The organism is Pseudomonas sp. LBUM1643 (assembly GCF_059716215.1).
The window spans coordinates 3,846,396-3,866,793 of sequence record NZ_CP166813.1; the positions used below are offsets into that span (position 1 = coordinate 3,846,396).

General features: G+C 60.4%; 17 protein-coding genes. 9 read left to right on the forward strand and 8 right to left on the reverse strand.

Annotation, left to right across the window (positions count from 1 at the left end; translation table 11 throughout):
* The first annotated feature begins 42 nt into the window (after window positions 1–42).
* From hutU to ACA063_RS17235, 9 genes are all read left to right on the forward strand, one after another.
* On the forward strand, window positions 43–1,722 hold the full coding sequence (gene hutU, locus ACA063_RS17195) for a urocanate hydratase (protein ID WP_497662629.1): 1,680 nt from the start codon (window positions 43–45) through the stop codon (window positions 1,720–1,722).
* A gap of 193 nt (window positions 1,723–1,915) precedes the next feature.
* A complete protein-coding gene (locus tag ACA063_RS17200; RefSeq protein ID WP_497662630.1) occupies window positions 1,916–3,082 on the forward strand; it encodes a CaiB/BaiF CoA transferase family protein in 1,167 nt (388 codons plus the stop codon).
* Window positions 3,072–4,214, forward strand: coding sequence for an acyl-CoA dehydrogenase family protein (locus tag ACA063_RS17205; protein ID WP_497662631.1), 1,143 nt, complete (start codon window positions 3,072–3,074; stop codon window positions 4,212–4,214). The genes ACA063_RS17200 and ACA063_RS17205 overlap by 11 nt, the downstream gene beginning before the upstream one ends.
* A 96-nt stretch (window positions 4,215–4,310) precedes the next feature.
* Window positions 4,311–5,732 (forward strand): purine-cytosine permease family protein, encoded by a 1,422-nt coding sequence (locus tag ACA063_RS17210; protein WP_497662632.1) that lies wholly within the window; start codon window positions 4,311–4,313, stop codon window positions 5,730–5,732.
* Between the two features lie 78 nt (window positions 5,733–5,810).
* Entirely contained in the window at window positions 5,811–6,419 is a 609-nt protein-coding gene (locus tag ACA063_RS17215) for a TetR/AcrR family transcriptional regulator (RefSeq protein WP_497662633.1), read from the forward strand.
* 132 nt (window positions 6,420–6,551) lie between these two features.
* The gene (capB, locus tag ACA063_RS17220) at window positions 6,552–8,297 is read left to right on the forward strand and encodes a caprolactamase subunit beta (protein WP_497662634.1); all 1,746 of its coding nucleotides are present in this window, start codon (window positions 6,552–6,554) and stop codon (window positions 8,295–8,297) included.
* A 37-nt stretch (window positions 8,298–8,334) separates the two neighbouring features.
* On the forward strand, window positions 8,335–10,425 hold the full coding sequence (gene capA / locus ACA063_RS17225; RefSeq protein ID WP_497662635.1) for a caprolactamase subunit alpha: 2,091 nt from the start codon (window positions 8,335–8,337) through the stop codon (window positions 10,423–10,425).
* 96 nt (window positions 10,426–10,521) lie between these two features.
* Window positions 10,522–11,478, forward strand: coding sequence for an AraC-like ligand-binding domain-containing protein (locus tag ACA063_RS17230; protein ID WP_497662636.1), 957 nt, complete (start codon window positions 10,522–10,524; stop codon window positions 11,476–11,478).
* Window positions 11,479–11,879: 401 nt separating this feature from the next.
* Window positions 11,880–14,006: a TonB-dependent receptor family protein gene (locus tag ACA063_RS17235; RefSeq protein WP_497662637.1), complete on the forward strand. Its 2,127-nt coding sequence runs from the start codon at window positions 11,880–11,882 to the stop codon at window positions 14,004–14,006.
* Here the strand turns inward: ACA063_RS17235 and ACA063_RS17240 are convergent.
* From ACA063_RS17240 to ACA063_RS17275, 8 genes are all read right to left on the reverse strand, one after another.
* The gene (locus ACA063_RS17240; protein ID WP_497662638.1) at window positions 14,003–14,269 is read right to left on the reverse strand and encodes a helix-hairpin-helix domain-containing protein; all 267 of its coding nucleotides are present in this window, start codon (window positions 14,267–14,269) and stop codon (window positions 14,003–14,005) included. The two genes, ACA063_RS17235 and ACA063_RS17240, sit on opposite strands and share 4 nt — an antisense overlap.
* 83 nt (window positions 14,270–14,352) lie before the next feature.
* Entirely contained in the window at window positions 14,353–14,514 is a 162-nt protein-coding gene (locus ACA063_RS17245) for a DUF2986 domain-containing protein (RefSeq protein ID WP_497662639.1), read from the reverse strand.
* Window positions 14,515–14,565: 51 nt separating this feature from the next.
* On the reverse strand, window positions 14,566–14,778 hold the full coding sequence (locus tag ACA063_RS17250; protein ID WP_497662640.1) for a hypothetical protein: 213 nt from the start codon (window positions 14,776–14,778) through the stop codon (window positions 14,566–14,568).
* Entirely contained in the window at window positions 14,775–15,926 is a 1,152-nt protein-coding gene (locus ACA063_RS17255; protein ID WP_497662641.1) for a PepSY-associated TM helix domain-containing protein, read from the reverse strand. Before ACA063_RS17255 ends, ACA063_RS17250 begins: the two co-directional genes overlap by 4 nt.
* Before the next feature lie 69 nt (window positions 15,927–15,995).
* On the reverse strand, window positions 15,996–18,098 hold the full coding sequence (locus ACA063_RS17260) for a TonB-dependent siderophore receptor (RefSeq protein ID WP_497662642.1): 2,103 nt from the start codon (window positions 18,096–18,098) through the stop codon (window positions 15,996–15,998).
* A 334-nt stretch (window positions 18,099–18,432) separates the two neighbouring features.
* The gene (locus ACA063_RS17265; RefSeq protein ID WP_497662643.1) at window positions 18,433–19,359 is read right to left on the reverse strand and encodes a hypothetical protein; all 927 of its coding nucleotides are present in this window, start codon (window positions 19,357–19,359) and stop codon (window positions 18,433–18,435) included.
* A 113-nt stretch (window positions 19,360–19,472) separates the two neighbouring features.
* Window positions 19,473–19,778 (reverse strand): DUF6694 family lipoprotein, encoded by a 306-nt coding sequence (locus ACA063_RS17270; protein ID WP_497662644.1) that lies wholly within the window; start codon window positions 19,776–19,778, stop codon window positions 19,473–19,475.
* 57 nt (window positions 19,779–19,835) lie between these two features.
* The gene (locus ACA063_RS17275) at window positions 19,836–20,225 is read right to left on the reverse strand and encodes a hypothetical protein (RefSeq protein WP_497662645.1); all 390 of its coding nucleotides are present in this window, start codon (window positions 20,223–20,225) and stop codon (window positions 19,836–19,838) included.
* Window positions 20,226–20,398: the final 173 nt, after the last annotated feature.

Here is a 20,398-nt window from a genome sequence, read left to right on the forward strand (position 1 = left end):
GTCTTACTACCTACCCTTCCATCACTGCCTGAGAAGATGACCATGACCACCAAGACCACCCGCTTCCGTGACGTTGAAATCCGTGCCGCCCGCGGTAACACGCTGACCGCCAAAAGCTGGCTGACTGAAGCGCCGCTGCGCATGTTGATGAACAACCTCGACCCGGAAGTCGCCGAGAACCCTAAAGAACTGGTGGTGTACGGTGGTATCGGTCGTGCGGCGCGTAACTGGGAGTGCTACGACAAGATCGTCGAAAGCCTGACCAATCTGAACGACGACGAGACCCTGCTGGTGCAATCCGGCAAGCCGGTCGGCGTGTTCAAGACCCACAGTAACGCCCCGCGCGTGCTGATTGCCAACTCCAACCTGGTGCCGCACTGGGCGAGCTGGGAACACTTCAACGAACTCGACGCCAAAGGCCTGGCCATGTACGGCCAGATGACCGCCGGCAGCTGGATCTACATCGGCAGCCAGGGCATCGTCCAGGGCACCTACGAAACCTTCGTCGAAGCCGGTCGCCAGCATTACAACGATGACCTCAAAGGTCGCTGGGTCCTGACCGCAGGCCTCGGCGGCATGGGCGGTGCTCAACCACTGGCCGCGACCCTGGCCGGTGCCTGCTCGCTGAACATTGAATGCCAGCAGGTCAGCATCGATTTCCGCCTCAACAGCCGCTACGTCGACGAGCAAGCCAAAGACCTCGACGACGCACTGGCGCGCATCGACAAATACACCAAGGAAGGCAAGGCGATTTCCATCGCGCTGCTGGGTAACGCTGCGGAAATCCTGCCGGAACTGGTCAAGCGTGGCGTGCGTCCGGACATGGTCACCGACCAGACCAGCGCCCACGACCCGCTCAACGGCTACCTGCCCGCCGGCTGGACCTGGGACGAATACCGCGCCCGCGCCAAGACCGAGCCGGCTGCCGTGGTGAAAGCCGCCAAGCAATCGATGGCCGTGCACGTTAAAGCGATGCTCGCATTCCAGAAGATGGGCATTCCGACCTTCGACTACGGCAACAACATCCGCCAGATGGCGCAGGAAGAAGGCGTGGAAAACGCGTTCGACTTCCCGGGTTTCGTACCGGCCTACATCCGCCCGTTGTTCTGCCGTGGCATCGGCCCGTTCCGTTGGGCGGCACTGTCGGGCGATCCGCAAGACATCTACAAAACCGACGCGAAAGTCAAAGAGCTGATCCCGGACGACGCGCACCTGCACAACTGGCTGGACATGGCCCGCGAGCGCATCAGCTTCCAGGGTCTGCCGGCGCGTATCTGCTGGGTCGGCCTGGGCCTGCGCGCCAAGCTCGGTCTGGCGTTCAACGAAATGGTGCGCAGCGGTGAATTGTCCGCGCCGATCGTCATCGGCCGTGACCACCTGGACTCCGGTTCCGTGGCCAGCCCGAACCGTGAAACCGAGTCGATGCAGGACGGTTCCGACGCCGTGTCCGACTGGCCACTGCTCAACGCCCTGCTCAACACCGCAAGCGGCGCGACCTGGGTTTCGCTGCACCACGGCGGCGGCGTCGGCATGGGCTTCTCCCAGCACTCGGGCATGGTGATCGTCTGCGACGGCACCGACGAAGCGGCCGAACGCATCGCTCGCGTGCTGCACAACGACCCGGCGACCGGTGTCATGCGCCACGCCGATGCGGGATACCAGATCGCGATCGACTGCGCCAAGGAACAAGGCCTGAACCTGCCGATGATCACCGGTAAATAAACACTGGCCATCCAATGGGTGTCCAGACACAAAACCTGTAGCAGCTGCCGCAGGCTGCGTTAAGGGCCGAAGGACCTTCATCCGATTCTGGAATGCGGGGGTCGCTTCGCAACCCGACGCAGCCTTCGGCAGCTGCTACAGGGATCGAATGCGCGCACAGGGTTACAACCATCTTTACTGAGGAGTCTGCAACATGACCAGCAGCCCGTTTACCCAACAGTTACAGGGCGTTCGCGTCCTGGACCTGAGCCGCGTGTTGGCCGGCCCGCATTGCACGGCAATGCTCGCGGACCTGGGTGCCGATGTCATCAAATTCGAAGTGCCGGGGCACGGTGACGACAGCCGTCACCTGGGCCCCTTCAAGGACGGCGAAAGCGTTTATTTCGCCCTGATCAACCGCGGCAAACGCAGTGTCGAAATGGACTTCAAGTCCACCGATGACCTGGCCCGGCTCTATGAACTGGTCCGTGATGCCGACGTTGTCGTGGAAAACTTTCGCCCCGGCGTGACCCAGCGCCTGGGCATCGACTTCGACACGCTCAAGCACTACAACCCCAAACTGATCTACGCGAGCATTTCCGGCTTCGGCCAACACGGCCCACTGTCGGCCAACCCCGCCTACGACATTGTTGCCCAGGCAATGTCCGGGCTGATGAGCGTCACCGGTTTTGCCGAGACAGGACCGACACGCTGCGGCGAAGCCATCGGCGATCTATGCGCTGGCGTGTATGCGGCCTGGGCAATCAGCTCGGCGCTGTTTGCACGCGAGCGGCATGCGCCGGGCGCGCAATACATCGACGTCGCCATGTTCGATGTGCTGTTCAGCCTGCAGATGACCGGCCTGTCCAACCTCTTCGCCAACGGTGTCGCCCCCGGTCTGGTCGGCAACCGCCACCCGGTGTCGACGCCCTTCGACACCTACCGCGCAGCCGATGGCCAGGTCGTCATTGCCGTGGCCAGCAACAAGTTGTTCCTGCGCCTTTGCCAATGCCTGGGCAAACCCGAACTGGCGAGTGACCCGCGCTATGCCGACGATCCGCAAAGAACGCAGAACGAGCCTGCGCTGCGAGCTGAAATCGAAGCATGGACGCGCCAACTGAGCGTCGAACAGGTCTGCGACATCCTGCTGGATGCCGGCGTGCCCTCCTCTCCCGTGTGGAACCTCGCCCAGGCCGCCGACAGCGAACAGGCACAGGTCCGTCAATTGCTGGTTCGACCAGAAGGCGCAACGCAGCCGCTGGTGCCACAACCGGTGTTCTTCAATGGTCACAAACCCCATGCCCTCACCCTCGCCCCTCGCCTGGGCGCAGACAACGCGGCATTCGGACTGAAAAAACAGGAGCTTTCCCATGAACTTTGAATTGGATCAGGTCGAACTGGCCGTCGTTGAAACCGTCGAAAAGCTGGCCCGTGAGGTGATCCAGCCCCGCGCCCAGCATTACGACGAAACCGAAACCTTCTGCGCCGAAAGCCTGCAGGCACTGGCCGAGTTGGGCGGCTTGAGCATCAACCTGCCAGAGGCCTACGGCGGATTGGGCATCGGCAGCCTGGCCATGAGCCGCGTGGTGGAAGCCGTGGCCGGCGCGTGCGCCTCGACCGCCTCGGCACTCACCGCGCATTTTCTGGCCACTGATTCCATTCTGATCGGCGGCACCGAAGCGCAGAAACAGGAATGGCTACCCCGTGCTGCCAGCGGTGAATTGCTTGGCGCCTTTGCCCTGACCGAGCCCGCCGCCGGCTCCAACCCCGCGGACATGCGTTGCCGTGCGCAACGCGAAAACGGCGGCTGGAGAATACGCGGCAGCAAGCATTACATCACCAACGCCCGCGAGGCCGGTTTCATCGTGCTGTACGCCAAAACCGACGCAGACGCCGGGCACAAGGGCATCAGCGCCTTCATGATTCCCCAGGGCACCGCCGGCATCAGCTTCTCCAGCCCGGAGAAAACCATGGGGCTGCGCGGCAGTACGATCTATGAACTGGCCCTGGACTGCTGGTTGCCCGAGTCGGCGTTACTCGGCAGCGAAGGCGCCGGTTTTAACACCGCGATGGCCGTGCTCGACCGCGGCCGGGTCGAAGTCGCCGCCATGTCGCTGGGCATCGCCAACGCCGCACTGCAAGCCAGTTTGAACTGGGTTCGCGAACGGCAGATCGGGCCCAAGCCGCTGGCCGCCTATCAGGGTACGCAATGGCGGCTGGCGGATATGTACGCGCAGCTGGAAGCCGCCCGCATGCTCACCTGGAAAGCCGCCGCGCGCCGCGACAGCGGTGAGCGCTTCAGCCTGGATTCCGCGACCGCCAAACTGGTGGCCGCCGAGTGTGCCGGCTTCGTCACTGACGCCGCGCTCCAGCTGCATGGCGGCTATGGCTACATCCGCGACCTGCCGCTGGAGCGCTACGTGCGCGATGCGCGGATCCTGCGGATTTTCGAAGGGACCTCGGAAGTACAAAAAATCATCATTTCGCGAAGCCTGCTCGACGCCCAGCGCTAACCGAGCGAAAAACCGGGGCCTGTCCTGCAGGCCACCTCCTTAACGCCTCAATCACGAGAAGGCTGTCGTATCCGACGACGCCCGAGAGGAACCGCCATGTCCGCCTCCAAAGAAAGTGCGCAGCGCAAGACGTATATAGAACGGCGATCCATTGATTACATCCCCGAATCCGAGCGTCATGGCCGACTGCTCAGCCAGTTCACTCTCTGGTTCGGTGCCAACCTGCAGGTCACTGCTGTCGTCACCGGGGCGCTGGCCGTGGTGTTGGGCGGTGACGTGTTCTGGTCGCTGATCGGCCTGTTGATCGGGCAACTGCTGGGCGGCGCGATCATGGCGCTGCACGCCGCCCAGGGCCCGCAGTTGGGTCTGCCACAGATGATCTCCAGTCGGGTGCAGTTCGGGGTCTATGGCGCCGTCATTCCCATCGTCCTCGCGTGCCTGATGTACGTGGGGTTTTCAGCCAGCGGTTCGGTGCTCGCGGGCCAGGCGATCAGCCAGCTGGCCGACGTCAGCGATGCCACCGGCATTCTGATTTTCGCGGCAATGATCGTTGTGCTGACCGTGCTCGGCTACCGGACCATTCACTTGATCGGACGGCTGTCGAGTCTGATTGGTGTGGTGTCTTTCCTCTATCTGTTCTACCGGTTGCTGTCGGTCCATGACATCGGCGAACTGCTGGGTAATCGGCATTTTTCGCTGAGCAGCTTTCTGCTGGCGATTTCGCTGTCGGCCTCCTGGCAGATCGCGTTCGGCCCCTACGTGGCGGACTATTCGCGCTACCTGCCGAGGAAGACTTCAGCCCTGAAAACCTTTCTGGCCGTGGGGTTGGGATCCGTCATCGGCACACAAATTTCGATGGTCTTTGGCGTGTTCGTGGCGGCCCTGGCAGGGGATCAGTTTGCCGGGCATGAGGTCTCGTACATTGTTGGAATGGGAGCAAGCGGCGTGGTGGCTTCGCTGCTGTTCTGCAGCATTGTGCTCGGCAAGGTCACCATCACCACCCTCAACGCCTACGGCAGCTTCATGTCCCTGGCGACGATTGTCAGCGGCTTTCGCGGGAACCAGGAAATCTCTACCACCCTGCGAATGGTCTACATCCTGTTCATGGTCGGTCTCGCGACCGCGCTGGCCCTGTTGGGCAGGCATACGTTCCTGCATGACTTCTCCGCCTTCATCCTCTTCCTGCTGGCCTTTTTCACCCCGTGGAGCGCGATCAACCTGGTCGACTTCTACCTGGTGACCAAGGAACGCTACGACATCCCCGCGCTGTCCGACCCGAATGGCCGTTATGGGCGCTGGAACGTGCCCGGGATTGCGGTCTACACCCTCGGGGTGCTGATTCAGATGCCGTTCATTGCGACCAGTTTCTACACCGGCCCCTTGGTCGAAACCCTCGGCGGCACCGATATTTCATGGGTCATCGGCCTGACTGTCCCCGCCCTGGTTTACTACTGGGTGGCACGCGGTTCGCGGCAACGGATTCCCGCTCGACTGATCCTTCCGCAGGAAACCCTCTGATCCTTTCCACCACAGGGCGGCTCCGCGCCGCCCCTGTTCCTGCCACGCCTCGATCGCCTTTTACTTGATGGGTTCACCATGCTTGCAGTCAACGCCTCAGCCCATTCGCAACCCACGGCTCGTGACCGGCTCAATGAGGCCGCGATCGAGCTGTTCGCCACACGCGGTTTTCAGGCCATCGGCTTGCGCGATCTGGCAGGCCACATGGGGTTGCAGGCCGGCTCGCTGTACCACCACATCGACAATAAACAGGGCTTGTTGTTCGAGCTCATCGAGTCGGCCTTATCGGACTTGCTCGTCCTGACGAAGCGCCGCATGAAAGGCGCCAGGACGCCGTGCGAACGCCTGCGCCGTTTTGTTCAGGCGTTTGTCGCGTTCAACCTGAAGGAAAAGCACCGCCTGGTCCTGGTCACCCGTGAATTCGTAAACCTCAACGACGAGCACCAACAGCAGGCTGACGCATTGAAACAGGCGTACCGCAGGCTGTTGAGCGACATCATCGCCGATGAATATGGCGTGACGGATACCCGCGACGGTGAGGTCTGCCTGATCACCCATGCAGTGATTGGCCTGCTGTACGGCCATTTGCAGTGGTACGAGGGACAGACGACCGAGCGGCAACTGATGGAAGTCCTAGAGAACTGCGTCCTGTGCATCATTGCCAGCGGCAAGCAGAGGACCCGCTGAGGAGTGCACTGAGAATCAACAATCAGTGCACTTTGCGCCAAGCCATTGACCCGTTCGAACGCGTAGTTTTGTGCCGTGGGTTAGACGTTCGTCCTGACCTTCACCTGATAACAACAAGATTTCTGGTGACCCATGAGCACAGTAGATCCGATCACCCTGGCCGTCGTGCGAGGCGCGCTCGAAACCGCGCAGCGCGAAATGACCATCACCCTTGAAAAAACCGGTCGTTCGAGCGTTTTCAACCTCGCTCACGACTATTCGAATGCGCTCTTCGACCACTTTCCGGAAATGATCCTGCAAGGTCAGGACATCCCTATTCATCTCGGATCACTGATTCCGGCGATGAAATGCGTCGCCGGTTTCTTCGGTGATGACGTCCAGGAAGGCGATGTGATTTATCACAATGATCCCGCCTACATGGGCAGCCATATCCTCGACTGCTGCATGTACAAACCGGTGTTCTACCAAGGTGAACTGGTGTTCTGGGCCGTCTGCAAAGGCCATCTGACAGACATCGGCGGCCCTGTGCCGGCGGGCTACAACCCCGACGCCAAGGAAATTTACGCGGAAGGTCTGCGCATTCCGCCTGTGAAGCTGTGGTCCCAGGGCAAGCGCCGTGAGGACGTGATCAATCTGCTGCTGACCAACATGCGCGCCCGCGCCTACCAGGAAGGCGACCTCAACGCTCAATACGGTGCCTGCAACGTCGGTGAGCGGCACTTGCTCGAGCTGCTTGATCGCTATGGCGTGGAACAGGTACGCGCGTGCATCGCCGAGTTGAAAGACATGGCCGACCGTCACATGCGCGCCCTGTTGCGTGACGTCCCGGATGGCGTCTACACGGGCACCGCAGTGCTTGAAGACTCGGGCCACGGCCTGGGTGAATTATCAATCACGGCCCAGGTGGAAATCCGCGGTGACGAGGCGCATATCCTGATCGAGAGCCCGCCGCAGGTGCCCTACTTCATCAACTCGTACGCGGGCAATTCGGTGTCCGGGGTGTACCTGGGGTTGATGATGTTTGCCCAGGTGCCGCCGCCCTACAACGAAGGCCTGTACCGTTGCGTATCGGTCGATCTCGGCCCTCCGGGCTCGTTGTGCAACGCCCAGGAACCCGCGCCGCACGTCAACAGCACCACCACACCGATGGAAACCCTGGCCGATGCCGTGCGTCAGGCGCTGGAACAGGCGGCACCGGATCGCGTCACGGCTTCCTGGGGCCACGCCAGCGGCATCAACATTGCCGGCCATGACCCGCGCAATGGCAACGACGAGTACGTGACCATGGTGCTCGCATCGATCATCTCCGGTGCCGGCGCGAACAAGGCCATGGACGGATGGCCGGCCTGCGGTCCGCTGTGTTGTTTCGGTGCGCTGATGTCCGGCGATATCGAGTTGCTGGAGTACGCCTATCCGATCCTCATTCACCGCTACAGCCTGATGACCGACAGCGGCGGCGCCGGTGAATTTCGCGGCGGTTCGGGGACTCGCCTCGAGATTGAACCCTTGAACCATCCGATGACCGTGGTGGGTTTTGGTGAGGGCCGGCAACTGCCGACGTCGGGGGCCGCGGGCGCGACCAATGTCATGCTCGAGCCCAAGCTGGGCCGGCTGATTCACCGCAAGCACGACGGCGAAGAACAGCACTTTATCTACAACGCGCAACTCACGGCTCAACCGGGGGAACGGGTCATCAACGTCAACCCGGGGGGCGGTGGCTATGGCAACCCATTGCGGCGCCCGATTAGCAGTGTGCTGGACGATGTGCGCAATGGCCTGGTGTCCCTTGAAGGCGCCCGCCTGGAGTACGGCGTGGTGATCGACAGCAATGGCCAGGTCGACGACGTGGCGACGCGCGCCTGCCGTACAACGCACTGATCGACCCCGCCCCTTTGAGCCATCTGGAATCCTCATCATGACCAAGCAACAATATCGTCTGGGCATCGACGCCGGCGGCACTTTCACCGATTTCATCCTGGCGGATCGCAGCGGCAACGTGCAGCTGTTCAAGGCGCCCTCAACACCTCAGGACGGCACGATCGCGATCCGTAACGGCCTGGCGCAAATCGCCGACGCCATCGGGCGAACGCCTGCCGACATCATTGGCGACTGCGACCTGTGCATCAACGGCACCACCGTGGCCCTCAACGCGCTGATCGAAAAAACCGGTGTAAAGGTGGGCCTGCTGTGTACCGACGGGCACGAAGACAGCCTGGAAATCCGCCTGGGCCACAAGGAGGACGGCCATCGCTACGACGCCAGTTACCCACCCGCCTACATGCTGGTACCGCGACACCTGCGACGGCCCATTCGCGGCCGGATCATCAGCGACGGCAGTGAATACGCGCCGCTCGATGAACAGGCGATTCGCGACGCGATCGAATATTTCCGCGCGCAGGACGTCAAGGCCGTGGCTATTTCGTTCGTCTGGTCGGTGCGCAACCCGAGTCACGAACAGCGCGCCGCCGAGATGGTGCGAGCGGCGCTGCCGGGTGTATTCGTCTGTACCGGCAACGAAGTGTTCCCGCAAATCCGCGAGTACACCCGCACCTCGACCACCGTGGTCAACGCCTACCTGAGCCCGGTCATGGGGCGCTATATCGAACGCATCGACGCTTTGTTCGAAGAGCTCGGTGCGCAGCAACCTACCCGCTACTTTCAATCCAACGGAGGACTGGCTCCCGGCGTGGTGATGCGCGAGCGGGCGGTCAATGCCATCAACTCCGGCCCGGCCTCTGCACCGCAAGCCGGATTGTGTGTTGCGCAGCCGTTCGGCATCGACAACGTGATCACCGTGGACATGGGCGGCACCTCGTTCGACATCACCCTCAGCAAATCGGGACGCACCAACTTCAGCAAGGATACTGACTTCCTGCGCTATCGCATCGGCGTGCCAATGATTCAGGTCGAAACCCTCGGTGCCGGCGGCGGCTCGATTGCCTTCATCGATGACTTCGGCATGCTCCAGGTCGGTCCGCGCAGTGCCGGTGCCAACCCCGGGCCGGTGTGCTACGGCAAGGGCGGCACCGAGCCCACCGTCACCGACGCCAACCTCGCCCTCGGCTACCTGGCCGACGGCGCGCTGCTGGGCGGGAGCATCTGGCTTGATCGCAAGGCGGCCATCGAGGCGATCCAGCGCAAAATCGCCGAGCCTCTGGGTATCAGCGTTGAGCGTGCAGCCATCGGCATCATCACCCTGGTGAACCTGAACATGGTCAGCGGTATCCGGCGGGTGTCTGTCGAACGAGGCTACGACCCACGGGATTTCGCCTTGATCGGCGCGGGTGGCGCAGCGGGCATGCATGTCATGCGTCTGGCCGAGGAAATCGGCAGCCAGGTGGTGCTGATCCCGAAAGTGGCGTCCGGGTTGTGCGCCTATGGGCAGATTCTGTCGGACATTCGTTACGACCAGTTGACTACCCTGCCGATGCGCCTTGATGACGGACTGGTCGACCTGCCCCTGCTTAATCAGACGTTGCATGACCTGCGCGAACGCGGCATGTGCAACTTGCGAGAAGACGGTTTCGGCGCTGAAAACAATGTCGAGTGCCTCTACAACCTTGAGATTCGCTACCTCGGGCAGATTCACGAATGCAGCGTCGAACTGACCTGCGCCCCACTGGATCAGGCCGGCCTGCTCACTCTGCGCGAGGCATTCCATACGCGGCACAAAGCGCTGTTTTCCTACAGTGAGCCAGACAGCCCGGTGGAGCTGGTCAACCTCGAGTGCTCGGTGATTGCTCGCCTGCAACGCCCGCCCATGCCTGAACTGCCGCCACCTGACGAGGACGTTGCACCCCGCGCCAGTGGTTATCGGTCGATGCTGTTCAGCGCTCAATCGGACTGGCAGCAGACCCCGGTTTACGACGGTGACCGGTTGCAATCCGGGCAGACGGTCCAGGGCCCTTGCGTGATCGAAGAATCGACGACCAACATCGTCGTGCCACCCGGCTGGCAGGCAACGCTGGCGCCGTCGGCCACCTACCGGCTGACGCCTGGTGATTGACCGTCCGTAAGCATTGGCAAATGATGGCAACCCAACGGTGCCGACGGTTGTTTACGTCGGCACCGTCCTCATAATAAAAATCATACGAGGGCAGCCATGGCGTACAAACTTTCCACACGCTCCTGGTCCGACAGTCAACGCCAGCCCCTATGGGCAGACGCCATCGCCTGCGCCTATTTTCCGCTGTCCCTGGAATTTGCCCCCAGTGCCACCTTCAGTGGCAGCCTGCAGATCTGGGAAACCGGCAGCACCCCGCTGACCCTGTCCCGCCTGCGCTCCAGTCAGCTCGGCTATTCGCGCAGCAAAGCCCAGGTCAGTGAAGATAACGAAGCCTGCTACCTCGTGACCGTGCCCCGTCGCAGTGAAGTGCATTTCGAACAGGATGGCCGGGCACTGCATTGCCAGCCCGGGGGCTTCATCGTCGAACGTGGCGATGCTCCGTACCGCTTTCACTACGCCAGCGACAACGATCTGTGGGTATTCAAACTCCCGGAGCGCGCGCTGCACGGACAACTGCGCGGTGCCGAGCGCTATACGCGCTTCTGCTTCGATGCCAGGCGCGGGCTCGGTCGAATCTTCGTCGATCAGTTGGCCATGTGCGCGGCACGCTTCGATGAATGCAACGAAGCCGCCCGCCACATGCTGCTGGAGCAGGCACTTTCAACCTTATTGATGGCGCTGCGCGAAGATGAGCGCGTGCTCGGCAGCGAGAACTCGAACCTTGCCGCCCTGCATTTGCAACGCATCGAACACTACGTCGAGAAGCATCTGGGTAACCCCGACCTGGCGCCGCCATTGATCGCTGACGCCTGCGGCCTGTCAGTGCGCTACCTGCACAAACTCTTCAACAGCACGCCCTACAGCCTTGGAGAATGGATTCGCCTGAAACGTCTGGAAGCGGTCCATAGGGGCCTGCACGACCCTAACTGTCACCTGTCGATCGGCGAATTGGCCATGCGCTGGGGATTCAGTGATCAAGCCCAATTCACCCGCAGCTTCCGCCAACACTTCGGCTGCACCGCGACCGAAGTGCGCAACGGCGCGAAGGCATAGCGCGACACACTCCCTGTGGCGAGGGAGCTTGTCGAATCGTCGCACCGTCCCGCCGGGGCGCGAAGCGGCCCCCTGCTTTTTATCAGTCACACCTCGCCAGCAGGATTTACGGCACACTCCCTGTGGCGAGGGAGCTTGCTCCCGCTGGGCTGCGGAGCGGCCCCGCTCTTGTATCTGAAAGCAGAGGACTGCTGCGCAGCCCAGCGGGAGTAAACTCCCTCGCCACGGGGTCGGTGGCGTGCTTGAGTGAACGGCAGGACCTGCAGGCATCGTCGGTATCTTCAAACGAGCGCGCCGCTGCCGCGCTCCGACCAAAAAAACAAAATTGCCATGTGTTTCCTTCGTCCTTCCCTACGTCGCAGTTCTTCACTGCCTGTTTCTACACGTCTGGAGTTCTCCCCATGCCCTCGCCAAATTCCCTGCCCGCTGCGCTGCTGGGCCTGGCCCTTGTCTGTCCGGCCATGGCTGGGGCCGAGGGCATGGAACTGGGCCAGGTGCTGATTGGCGCTGAGGATCGCAGCGGCGAAGACGCGTCGATCGAGGATACCGAGGCCCGGCTTGAACAGGTGCCCGGCGGCACCAATGTGGTCGACATGCGCCGCAACCTGCAGGGCCGCGTGGCCAGCAATCAGGATGTGCTGGCTTATCAGCCGGGGATTTACGCGCAATCTGCGGGCAACGAAGGGGTGAAGATTTCGATCCGTGGCTCGGGGATCAACCGTGCACCCGGCGCCCACGCCTCTGGGTTGTACGCCATGCTCGACGGTCTGCCGCTGACCGGACCGGGCGGCACACCCTATGAATTGCTGGAGCCCTTGTGGCTCGACCACGTGGAAGTGCTGCGCGGTGCCAACGGCTTCGACAGGGGCGCCCTCGCCCTGGGTGGGGCCATCGATTACATCAGCCACACCGGCTACAACGCGCCGAAACTGCAAGTACGCTACTCGATGGGCAGCCACGGTTACCTGCAGCGCCAGGTCAGCTCGGGTCAGGTGCTGGGTAACGCCGACTACTACGTGGCCCTGACCGACGCCCGCTCCGACGGCTATCAGGACCACACGGACAGCGAGAGCCAGGGCATCATCGCCAACGTCGGCTATCGCTTTAACCCGAACCTGGAAACACGCTTTTACCTGCGCTACCGCCAGACCGACAACGAACTCGCCGGGCGGGTGACCAAACACTCCATCGAGCACGACCCACGCGCGGCCAACCCCGCCTACGTCTCACGGGACGACCGCCGCGAGCAGCCGGGCAGCACCTTTTTCGGCAACAAAACCACCTGGTACATCGATGACGATTCGAGCCTCCAGACGGGACTCGTCTACCACGACTATCCCATGGACCTGCGCGAAGGCCCCAACCGTTTGAAGGTGGCGTACACCGACGTCAGCGGCACGTTCGACTACAAGCGTCGCGACACGCTCTGGGGTCTGGAAAGCCAAAGCACGATGGGCTTGCGCGTGACCAGACATCTGCCCAATGCCGGCGCTAGCGAGCTGGTGCGTATTCCCACCGGCAACACCGCCGGTTACGCGCCAGGCACGCACATGCGCAACTTCACCTACCAGGGTTCGGACAGCGTCTTGCACGTCGGCAATGATCTGGAAATCGCCGACGACCTGTGGCTGACCACCGGCCTGGCCGCCCTCTACACCCGCCGCGAAAGCGCCGTGACCTACCCGGAAGGTGGCGGCAAGACCAGCCTGAACGACTGGGATTACGCCCCCCGCCTCGGCTTGCGCTACCAGGTGACACCTGACCTGCAACTGTTCGGCAACCTGAGCCGTTCGGTCGAAGCGCCGCACCCGTGGTCGCTGATCTACAGCTCGAATGTTCGATTCCCGGCAGGCAGCGGCGCCGCCACAGGTGCCCAGCGCGATCCGGTCAAGCTGCAAAACCAGACGGCCACTACGCTGGAAATCGGCGGCCGTGGCGACAGCACCATGGGGCAATGGAGCCTGGCCTGGTACTACGCGCAAGTGCACAACGAGTTGCTCTCGGTACTGCCGGACGCCAACGCCACCACGCCATACGAACTCAACGCCAGCCCCACCATCCACCAAGGTGTGGAAGCCAGCCTGCAAAGCAACCTGTGGTCGCCGGACGACGGTGGTCAGCTGAGCCTGCGCCAGAGCTATACCTTCAGTGACTTCCATTATCAGGACGACGACCGCTTCGGCGACAACCGCCTGCCCGGCTTGCCGATGCATTATTACCAGGGTGAGCTGCGCTACGACTGGCCGCTGGGTTTCTTCGCGGCCCTCAACACGCAGCTGGTTTCCAAAGTGGAGGTCGACTACGCCAACAGCTACCAAGCCGATCCCTACGCGCTGTTCGGCGCAACCCTGGGCTACAACGCGCCCAAGGGTGACTGGCAGACCTGGCTGGACATGCGCAACCTGACCAACAAGCACTACGCCGCCACCGTCACGCCGGGCTACGACGACAAAGGTCTGGACGCCGCACGGTCTACGCCGGGTGAGGGTTTGGGGGTTTACGTCGGGGTGTCGTGGAGTTTGCTCTAAGCGTTGGGTGGACGAGTCTGGCTGCCCGACTGAGCGTCTTTTGCAAGCCCGATGGCCGCGTTAATGGCGGCCCGAGCCTGGGGGCTGTTCTTCCAGCAAGTCGATCCCGTGGCGGCGGATGCCTGAGCCAGGATGTCCCCCTCGTTCGCTGTGCTGAGCTCAGCCAGGGAGTCGATGCCCATCTGCTCAAGGCGTGCGATAACGGCGGGACCTACGCCCTTCAGGGCTAACAAGGCATTGTATTCCGTCAGTGGAAATGGCATCCGTAAACTCCTTTTATCGGCCAATGAAGCGGCAGGAGTTTGCCCGACGGGTGAACGCATCTCAATAGACGCAGCTCAATGGATCAGCCCTCGGAGGAACTGATGGCCTCGCGCTCGGCTTCCTCAGCCAGCTTCGCCCGGTCCGCTTTGCTGATGTATTTATCTTTGCTGACCGGGGCCAGTTTGGCACTGGCTTTTTTGGCCTTCGCCTTGAATAACTGCTGTAATTTCTTTTGACGATTCATGGTGTTCACCCAGCGTGTAAGTTGCTGAATGATATCAGCTTCATTGCGGGTTCACTTTCCTTCGATGTTGCCCGTTGAATGCAATCGGTTTGCACGCCGTAAACGCAGCCACACCACCCCGAGCAGCACTAGCGGCACACCCAGGCCAAGCCACGACAACACGTCAAAGACGCCATCGCCGATCAGTGCCGACAACAGGCCGAACAGGCTTACAACCGCGAGTACCACGGGCCAGCGAAAGATCATCCACAGTCCGCGCCTCATGCCCTGCCCTCCACGCTTGAACGGTCGGCGTTCACTTCAACAAGATGCTTGGGCATCGGCCGATTGCGTCGGCGGATCCAGAGGTACAAACCGCTGCCCAGGACGACGATGCTGATGACGTCGAGCAGCGTCCAGATAATCTTCAACGGCAAGCCACCGTAGTCTCCAAAATGCAACGGCTGCGAGATCAGCAACGTCTTCACGTACAACGGCATCTCCCGTATATCGGTCAGCTCGCCCGTCACCGCATCCACGAGTGCCGGTTTCAGCAGTCGTGCGGTGAGGGGCGTTGTTCCGCGCATGAACACGGCGTAGTGGTGCTGGCTGCTGAATTGAGTACCGGGAAAGGCGACGAAACTTGGCTCCATGTCTGGCGCGGCCTGGCGGGCGGCTTCCAGCGCTTTGTGCAATGACCCGAGGCGCTGAAGCGGCGGCGCATCCTTGTACGGTGCAGTCATGTCTGCCAACTGATCACTCTGCCACAGGCCAAAGATCGGCAGCGCAAGGGTGTTGATCACGCCTGTAACACCAACGACCAGCACCCAGGTCAGGGTGACCATGCCGAGCACGTTATGCAGGTCCAGCCATTTCAAGCGTGCGCTACGCCCTGTACGCACGGTGGCGAAGTCCAGCTTGCGCATGAACGGGGTGTACACCACGACGCCGGACACCAGCGAAGCCACCAGCAGTAACCCCATGAAACCGAGAAACAGATAGCCCGGTAACCCCATGAACAGATCAGTGTGCAGACGCAACATCAGGTTCATGAACCCATCGTCTGGCTCCGCCGGCGGGAACAGCTCGCCAGTGCGGGTATCGAACGGCTGAGAGTGACCTTCAATCGGCGGAGGCGTCAGGCTGGTTGCCGTGAACACCACTCCGAGCGGGCTATCCGGGTCGAATCCGACGAAGCGCACGACCTCGTCCGGCCAGGACGCTAATACACCGGCGATGACTTTGTCATAATCGATTCGCGGCGATTCAGCGGTCAGCGGACGCAGTTCCGGATGAGGCTCGAAGTAGTGTTCGATCTCTTCATGAAAAATCAGTGGCAACCCCGTCAGGCACAGCAACAGCAGGAAGACGGTAGAGACCAGGCTGGTCCATTTGTGAACCAGGTACCAGATACGCAGTTTTCGGGCAGTCATGCTGGATTGATCCCACGACGGGTGCTTGAAAGGTGCGAGGGCTCAGTCACACCGAGCCCTCAGGAGACATCAGTATTTCCAGGTCACAGAAGCCACCACGTTGCGAGGTGCACCGTAGCTGGCGGTCGTGGCGCTGTTGTAAAGCGAGAGCAGGTATTTGCGATCGGTGACATTGTTCAGGTTCACCGACGTGCTCCAGTTGCTGTCGATGTCATAGCTGGCCATGAAGTCGAGCAAGGCGTAGGCGTTTTGGCGGATAGCGCTGTTGGTGTCGTTTTCCACTGCGCTCTGCCAGCTGACCCGCGTACCGATCTTCGCTTGCGGCAAGCTTGGCAGACGATAGGTGAGCATGCCGCGCACGCTATGGGTCGGCACATATTTACGCGCCTTGTCGCCGTCATCGTTGTCGATGGTGACGTAGGTGTAACCGCCGAGCAGGTCGAGGCCAGGCAGTGCTTCGCCGGAGGCTTGCAGTTCGACGCCGTGGCTCTTGTAGTCCATGGGGTCGTAGACAAATCGGCCATCGACGAAGCCGGCGGACTCTGCCACGTTTTGCTGTTCGGTCTTGAAGGCAGCGGCCGTCACGTTGAGGCGGTGATCCAGCAAACTACCCTTTACACCGGCTTCCATGCTCTTGCCTTCGAGGGGTGCGAGCAATTTGCCGTCGGTGCCCAGGTTGTACTGCGCGCTGTAGATTTTGGTCCAGCTGCCATACACGCTCCACTGCTCGTCCAGGTCGTAAACCAGGCCCGTGTAAGGCGTGACCTTGCCGTGTGCGCGCGTGTGGTAATCAGACCCGTAGTTATCGCCGGAACCGTCCAGACTGATCATCCGCGCACCGGCGATCCAGTGCAGGTCATCCGCCAGGCTGAATCGGGCACCTGCGTAAAGGCTCTTCTGGGTGTCGCTGAAATTCTGGGTGTTGGTGTCGCTGGTAAACAGGAACGACGGACGCGGCAGGTTCCCCGCCAGCACGTCCGCGAATGACGCGTCGTAGTAACCACCTTCAACCGCATCGTATTCCCGGGCTTTCTGGTGGGTACGACCATAAGCCGCACCCAACGTCAGCTCATGCTCGCGACCGAACAGGCTGAACGGCCCGGAGACCTTGGCGTCGCCCAGCAATTGATGAGCCTCGCTGGTGGTGTTGGCGGCAAACACCGACGTGTCATCACCGGAAACCCCGGCGACATACAGCATGTTGGTGTCTTGCTTCTCGATAATGCCCGTCGCGGTGACCGTAGCGTTCCAGCCATTGCCGAAGTCATGCTTGAGCTCGGTGAAAGCGCGCTGGGTGTGCAGGTTCCAGTAGGTCCACGGCTGGCCGATGCTGGAACTGCGGCTGCCGTAGTGGATGGCGTTGCCGTCGTTATCCACCAGTGGCAGGTTGCCCCAGGTGCTGCCGTTGGAATCGCTGTTGTGCTGAGAGAAACCCACCGTCACGGTGTCGGCATCGGACAGATCAAAGGCCAACAGTCCAGCGGCGACGTTGCGCTCATGGCTGTAGCGATCCATCCATGAATTGCCTTTGTCGTGGGAATAAATGAATCGCCCACGCACATTGCCGGTGGGGGTCAAGGGACCGGCAACGTCCACGTCCACCCGACGCCCGTCCCAGGAACTGACGCTGGTGTCGACTTGCGCCTGGAAAGTCTCGGTCGGACGTTTGCGCACGAAATTGACCGTGGCTGACGGGTTGCCGGCACCGCTCATCAAGCCGTTGGCGCCATGCAACACATCAATCTGTTCGAACTCCGCCAGATCCTGGTCGCCCACCAGTACCGTGCCCACGAACGGCATGCCCACACCGTCGTATTGGAACGTGTTGATGTCAAAACCGCGCGAGGTGAATTCGGTCCGGTCGGTTTCGGTTTGCTCCACGGTCACCGACGGCGCGGAACGCAGGGCGTCCTTGATGCCAGTGATCTTGAAGTCATCAAGCGCCTGCCGGGTAATCGTCGTCACCGCCTGCGGCGTTTCCCTGTCTGTCAGCCCCAACCGGGTCGTGCTCGATGCCGGGTTGCTCTGGTATCCCACGCTCGGAACGTCGACAAGATCAGTGCTGCCGTCGATCTGCGTAGCCGGCAACGTCAAATCATCAGCGGCATGAACGAGGGACACGGCGCTGCAAGCACCGGCGAGTAGAAGACTGGCGGAGAAGCGAAGTTTCAAGGAGCAAATTCCTACGGCAAGGGGGTCAAGCGTGACCACTTTTGAGAACGCTAATAGGAATCTAACTCAATCAATTACTTTATTTCGACATTTTTTTCACATTTTGAAACATTCAGTCGGGCGTGGATGGCTCGGGCTAGAGCCCCCGTACCACTCGTAGCGCGAAATAGGCCACTGCCTGAATCTGCCAGCTGTCCACCGGTAACGGTGTTTTGGGAGCGACAGGGGTCGCAGGATTACAACCGGGTTTCCCCGGTTCATGAAGGCGCCGCCCCAGGCCTTCGTGGCCGAGGACGGTGAGCCTTTTAAAAAATGTTAGTCCGGTTTCAACAGATCACAGCGTCACGCTGTACAGCACTTCCCCGGCCGGCGAGACCAGATCAGCACGTTGGGGCTTGATGTTGAGGTAGCGATCTTTGTCTTCATGTTCGATGCTTTTCAGGTAGCCGTAGATGACCACGCTGGTTTCGGTGCGAACGGCTTCAATTTTGCGGGCAATCGTTTGGTCTTCGACCGAGACAAATTGCAGTGCAGTTGCCTCGGTAAAGCCATAGTGCAGGCTGATCGGATCGCCGTTGTAATACGAGCGAATGGGCGCGTAGCGCGAGCCGACAGACATGCCCTTCTTGTCGGATTCGGTCAGGTCGCGCTTGTCGGTGAACAAATCCTGACTCAGGTTGAAGCCTTTGCGGTTGAAATCGTAGGTGGCGACTTCGGCAAATTTTGGCTTGATGACGAACTTGACGTACCGAACACCGTTGATCTTGCTGCTCTCGGCAACCACCAACTCTTTAAATTTTCTGGCGATGTCAATCTTGGCAAAGCCGTCTTTTTCAAACCTGTAATTCTTGGACAGCTCGGCGATACCCTTTGGGTAACCTTCGTACTGGGTATATACATGCATGAAGTCGATGAGCGTTTCATCCGATTCATTGAAACCATTGAAGGCCATGTACAGGTTTCCAGGCATCCAGGGTGTCTGGATGTCCAAATAGGCCGAGTCGTCCGTCACCGGCAAATCAGGCAATACGGTGCTGTTGGCCAGGTGCTTGGCGAGTGAAGCTTTCAGAGCCTCTTCTTTATGTTTGCGGGCGTCTTCCTCAAGTTGCTTGTGTTTCCTGTCGGACTCTTCCTGCATGCGCTGAGCGATCGATTTACCGTCTTTATCAGCGAAATTTTCAGGCTCTTTGCCGCAGCCAGACAGCACGGTCGCGGACAGCGCGAAAGTAATGGCCAGGGCAAGCGAGTTTTTACGGAGCATTCTTGGTTTCCTTGTTTCAAAGCCGGCAGACGAAGCAGTCTGCCTTTGAACGTCAGCGGCTAAATGCTGTGATGAAAAACAGACTTCTTAACCGAAGCAGACCGTTGCCGGGATCAATAGCGAAGTGTGGTTTTTTCTTCGATGCCTTTATTAACGTAGGCAATCACTTCGTCGGCAGTTTTACCGTTAACTGACTGAGAGAACGTTTCACCCTTCTCATGGATACCCATGATTGGCCCCATCGTGACGGCCTGGCTAAACGCGCCTTTCTTGTTGTCCGGCAGACTTTCGTACATTGAACGTGCTGAGGCTTCGTAATTCTCTTTCGTGCTGCCGTCTATTTTTTTATCACCGCAACCCGCCAGCATCGCCATGGTGATTGTTAAAGCCGCTGCCGTTAACACTTTTGCTGCGTTCACACTTCATCCTTGTTCTTAATAACATTGCGCAGAAATGATACTCAGGGTATGCCCGTGTTACAGGCCAGCAGCGTCCAGCATTGGATTGCCGCTTTGTCCAGGCGTGCCGCCGGACTTGTATAAGTTGGTCAGCACGCCGGATGCGTTAAATTCAAAGACGGTACTTTCCGATTTGTTCTCGCCCACGAACGGAATCGCGGTGATGAGGGTGTAGGGGTAAGTCCAGATCTCTTTGTTTCCGATCTCATTACGCGTCGGAGGATAGCCGATGGACGCGACCACGTCGGCCTGACGGGTTTTGCCTTTAACGAACGTCGACATCTTTTCAGCAGGAATGTAAGTTCCGGTTTTCATGTCAAGTTTGTCTGCGACCTTTTGCACGCCGGCACAGCCGCCAAGCATTGCCACAGACAGAGTTACAACTGCGAAAGCGCTTACTTTTTTCAAAAAACTGAATTCCCTTTGATTACTGACCAGTTGCGATGATGGCTAACTGATGCCATCGACGCCAATCGTAAACATTTTTTGATGCGAAGTCATCCTGAATGCACACATCCCGATCAGCTTGCGTTACTCGGCACCCGCTCTAAGTCAAGGGTTTAGCTTCAAATGAGCGTTAA

Coding starts and splice junctions, on each gene's coding strand:
- hutU (WP_497662629.1), top strand. CDS start 43: ATGACCACCAAGACCACCCGCTTCCGTGACGTTGAAATCCGTGCCGCC.
- ACA063_RS17200 (WP_497662630.1), top strand. CDS start 1,916: ATGACCAGCAGCCCGTTTACCCAACAGTTACAGGGCGTTCGCGTCCTG.
- ACA063_RS17205 (WP_497662631.1), top strand. CDS start 3,072: ATGAACTTTGAATTGGATCAGGTCGAACTGGCCGTCGTTGAAACCGTC.
- ACA063_RS17210 (WP_497662632.1), top strand. CDS start 4,311: ATGTCCGCCTCCAAAGAAAGTGCGCAGCGCAAGACGTATATAGAACGG.
- ACA063_RS17215 (WP_497662633.1), top strand. CDS start 5,811: ATGCTTGCAGTCAACGCCTCAGCCCATTCGCAACCCACGGCTCGTGAC.
- capB (WP_497662634.1), top strand. CDS start 6,552: ATGAGCACAGTAGATCCGATCACCCTGGCCGTCGTGCGAGGCGCGCTC.
- capA (WP_497662635.1), top strand. CDS start 8,335: ATGACCAAGCAACAATATCGTCTGGGCATCGACGCCGGCGGCACTTTC.
- ACA063_RS17230 (WP_497662636.1), top strand. CDS start 10,522: ATGGCGTACAAACTTTCCACACGCTCCTGGTCCGACAGTCAACGCCAG.
- ACA063_RS17235 (WP_497662637.1), top strand. CDS start 11,880: ATGCCCTCGCCAAATTCCCTGCCCGCTGCGCTGCTGGGCCTGGCCCTT.
- ACA063_RS17240 (WP_497662638.1), bottom strand. CDS start 14,269: ATGCCATTTCCACTGACGGAATACAATGCCTTGTTAGCCCTGAAGGGC.
- ACA063_RS17245 (WP_497662639.1), bottom strand. CDS start 14,514: ATGAATCGTCAAAAGAAATTACAGCAGTTATTCAAGGCGAAGGCCAAA.
- ACA063_RS17250 (WP_497662640.1), bottom strand. CDS start 14,778: ATGAGGCGCGGACTGTGGATGATCTTTCGCTGGCCCGTGGTACTCGCG.
- ACA063_RS17255 (WP_497662641.1), bottom strand. CDS start 15,926: ATGACTGCCCGAAAACTGCGTATCTGGTACCTGGTTCACAAATGGACC.
- ACA063_RS17265 (WP_497662643.1), bottom strand. CDS start 19,359: ATGCTCCGTAAAAACTCGCTTGCCCTGGCCATTACTTTCGCGCTGTCC.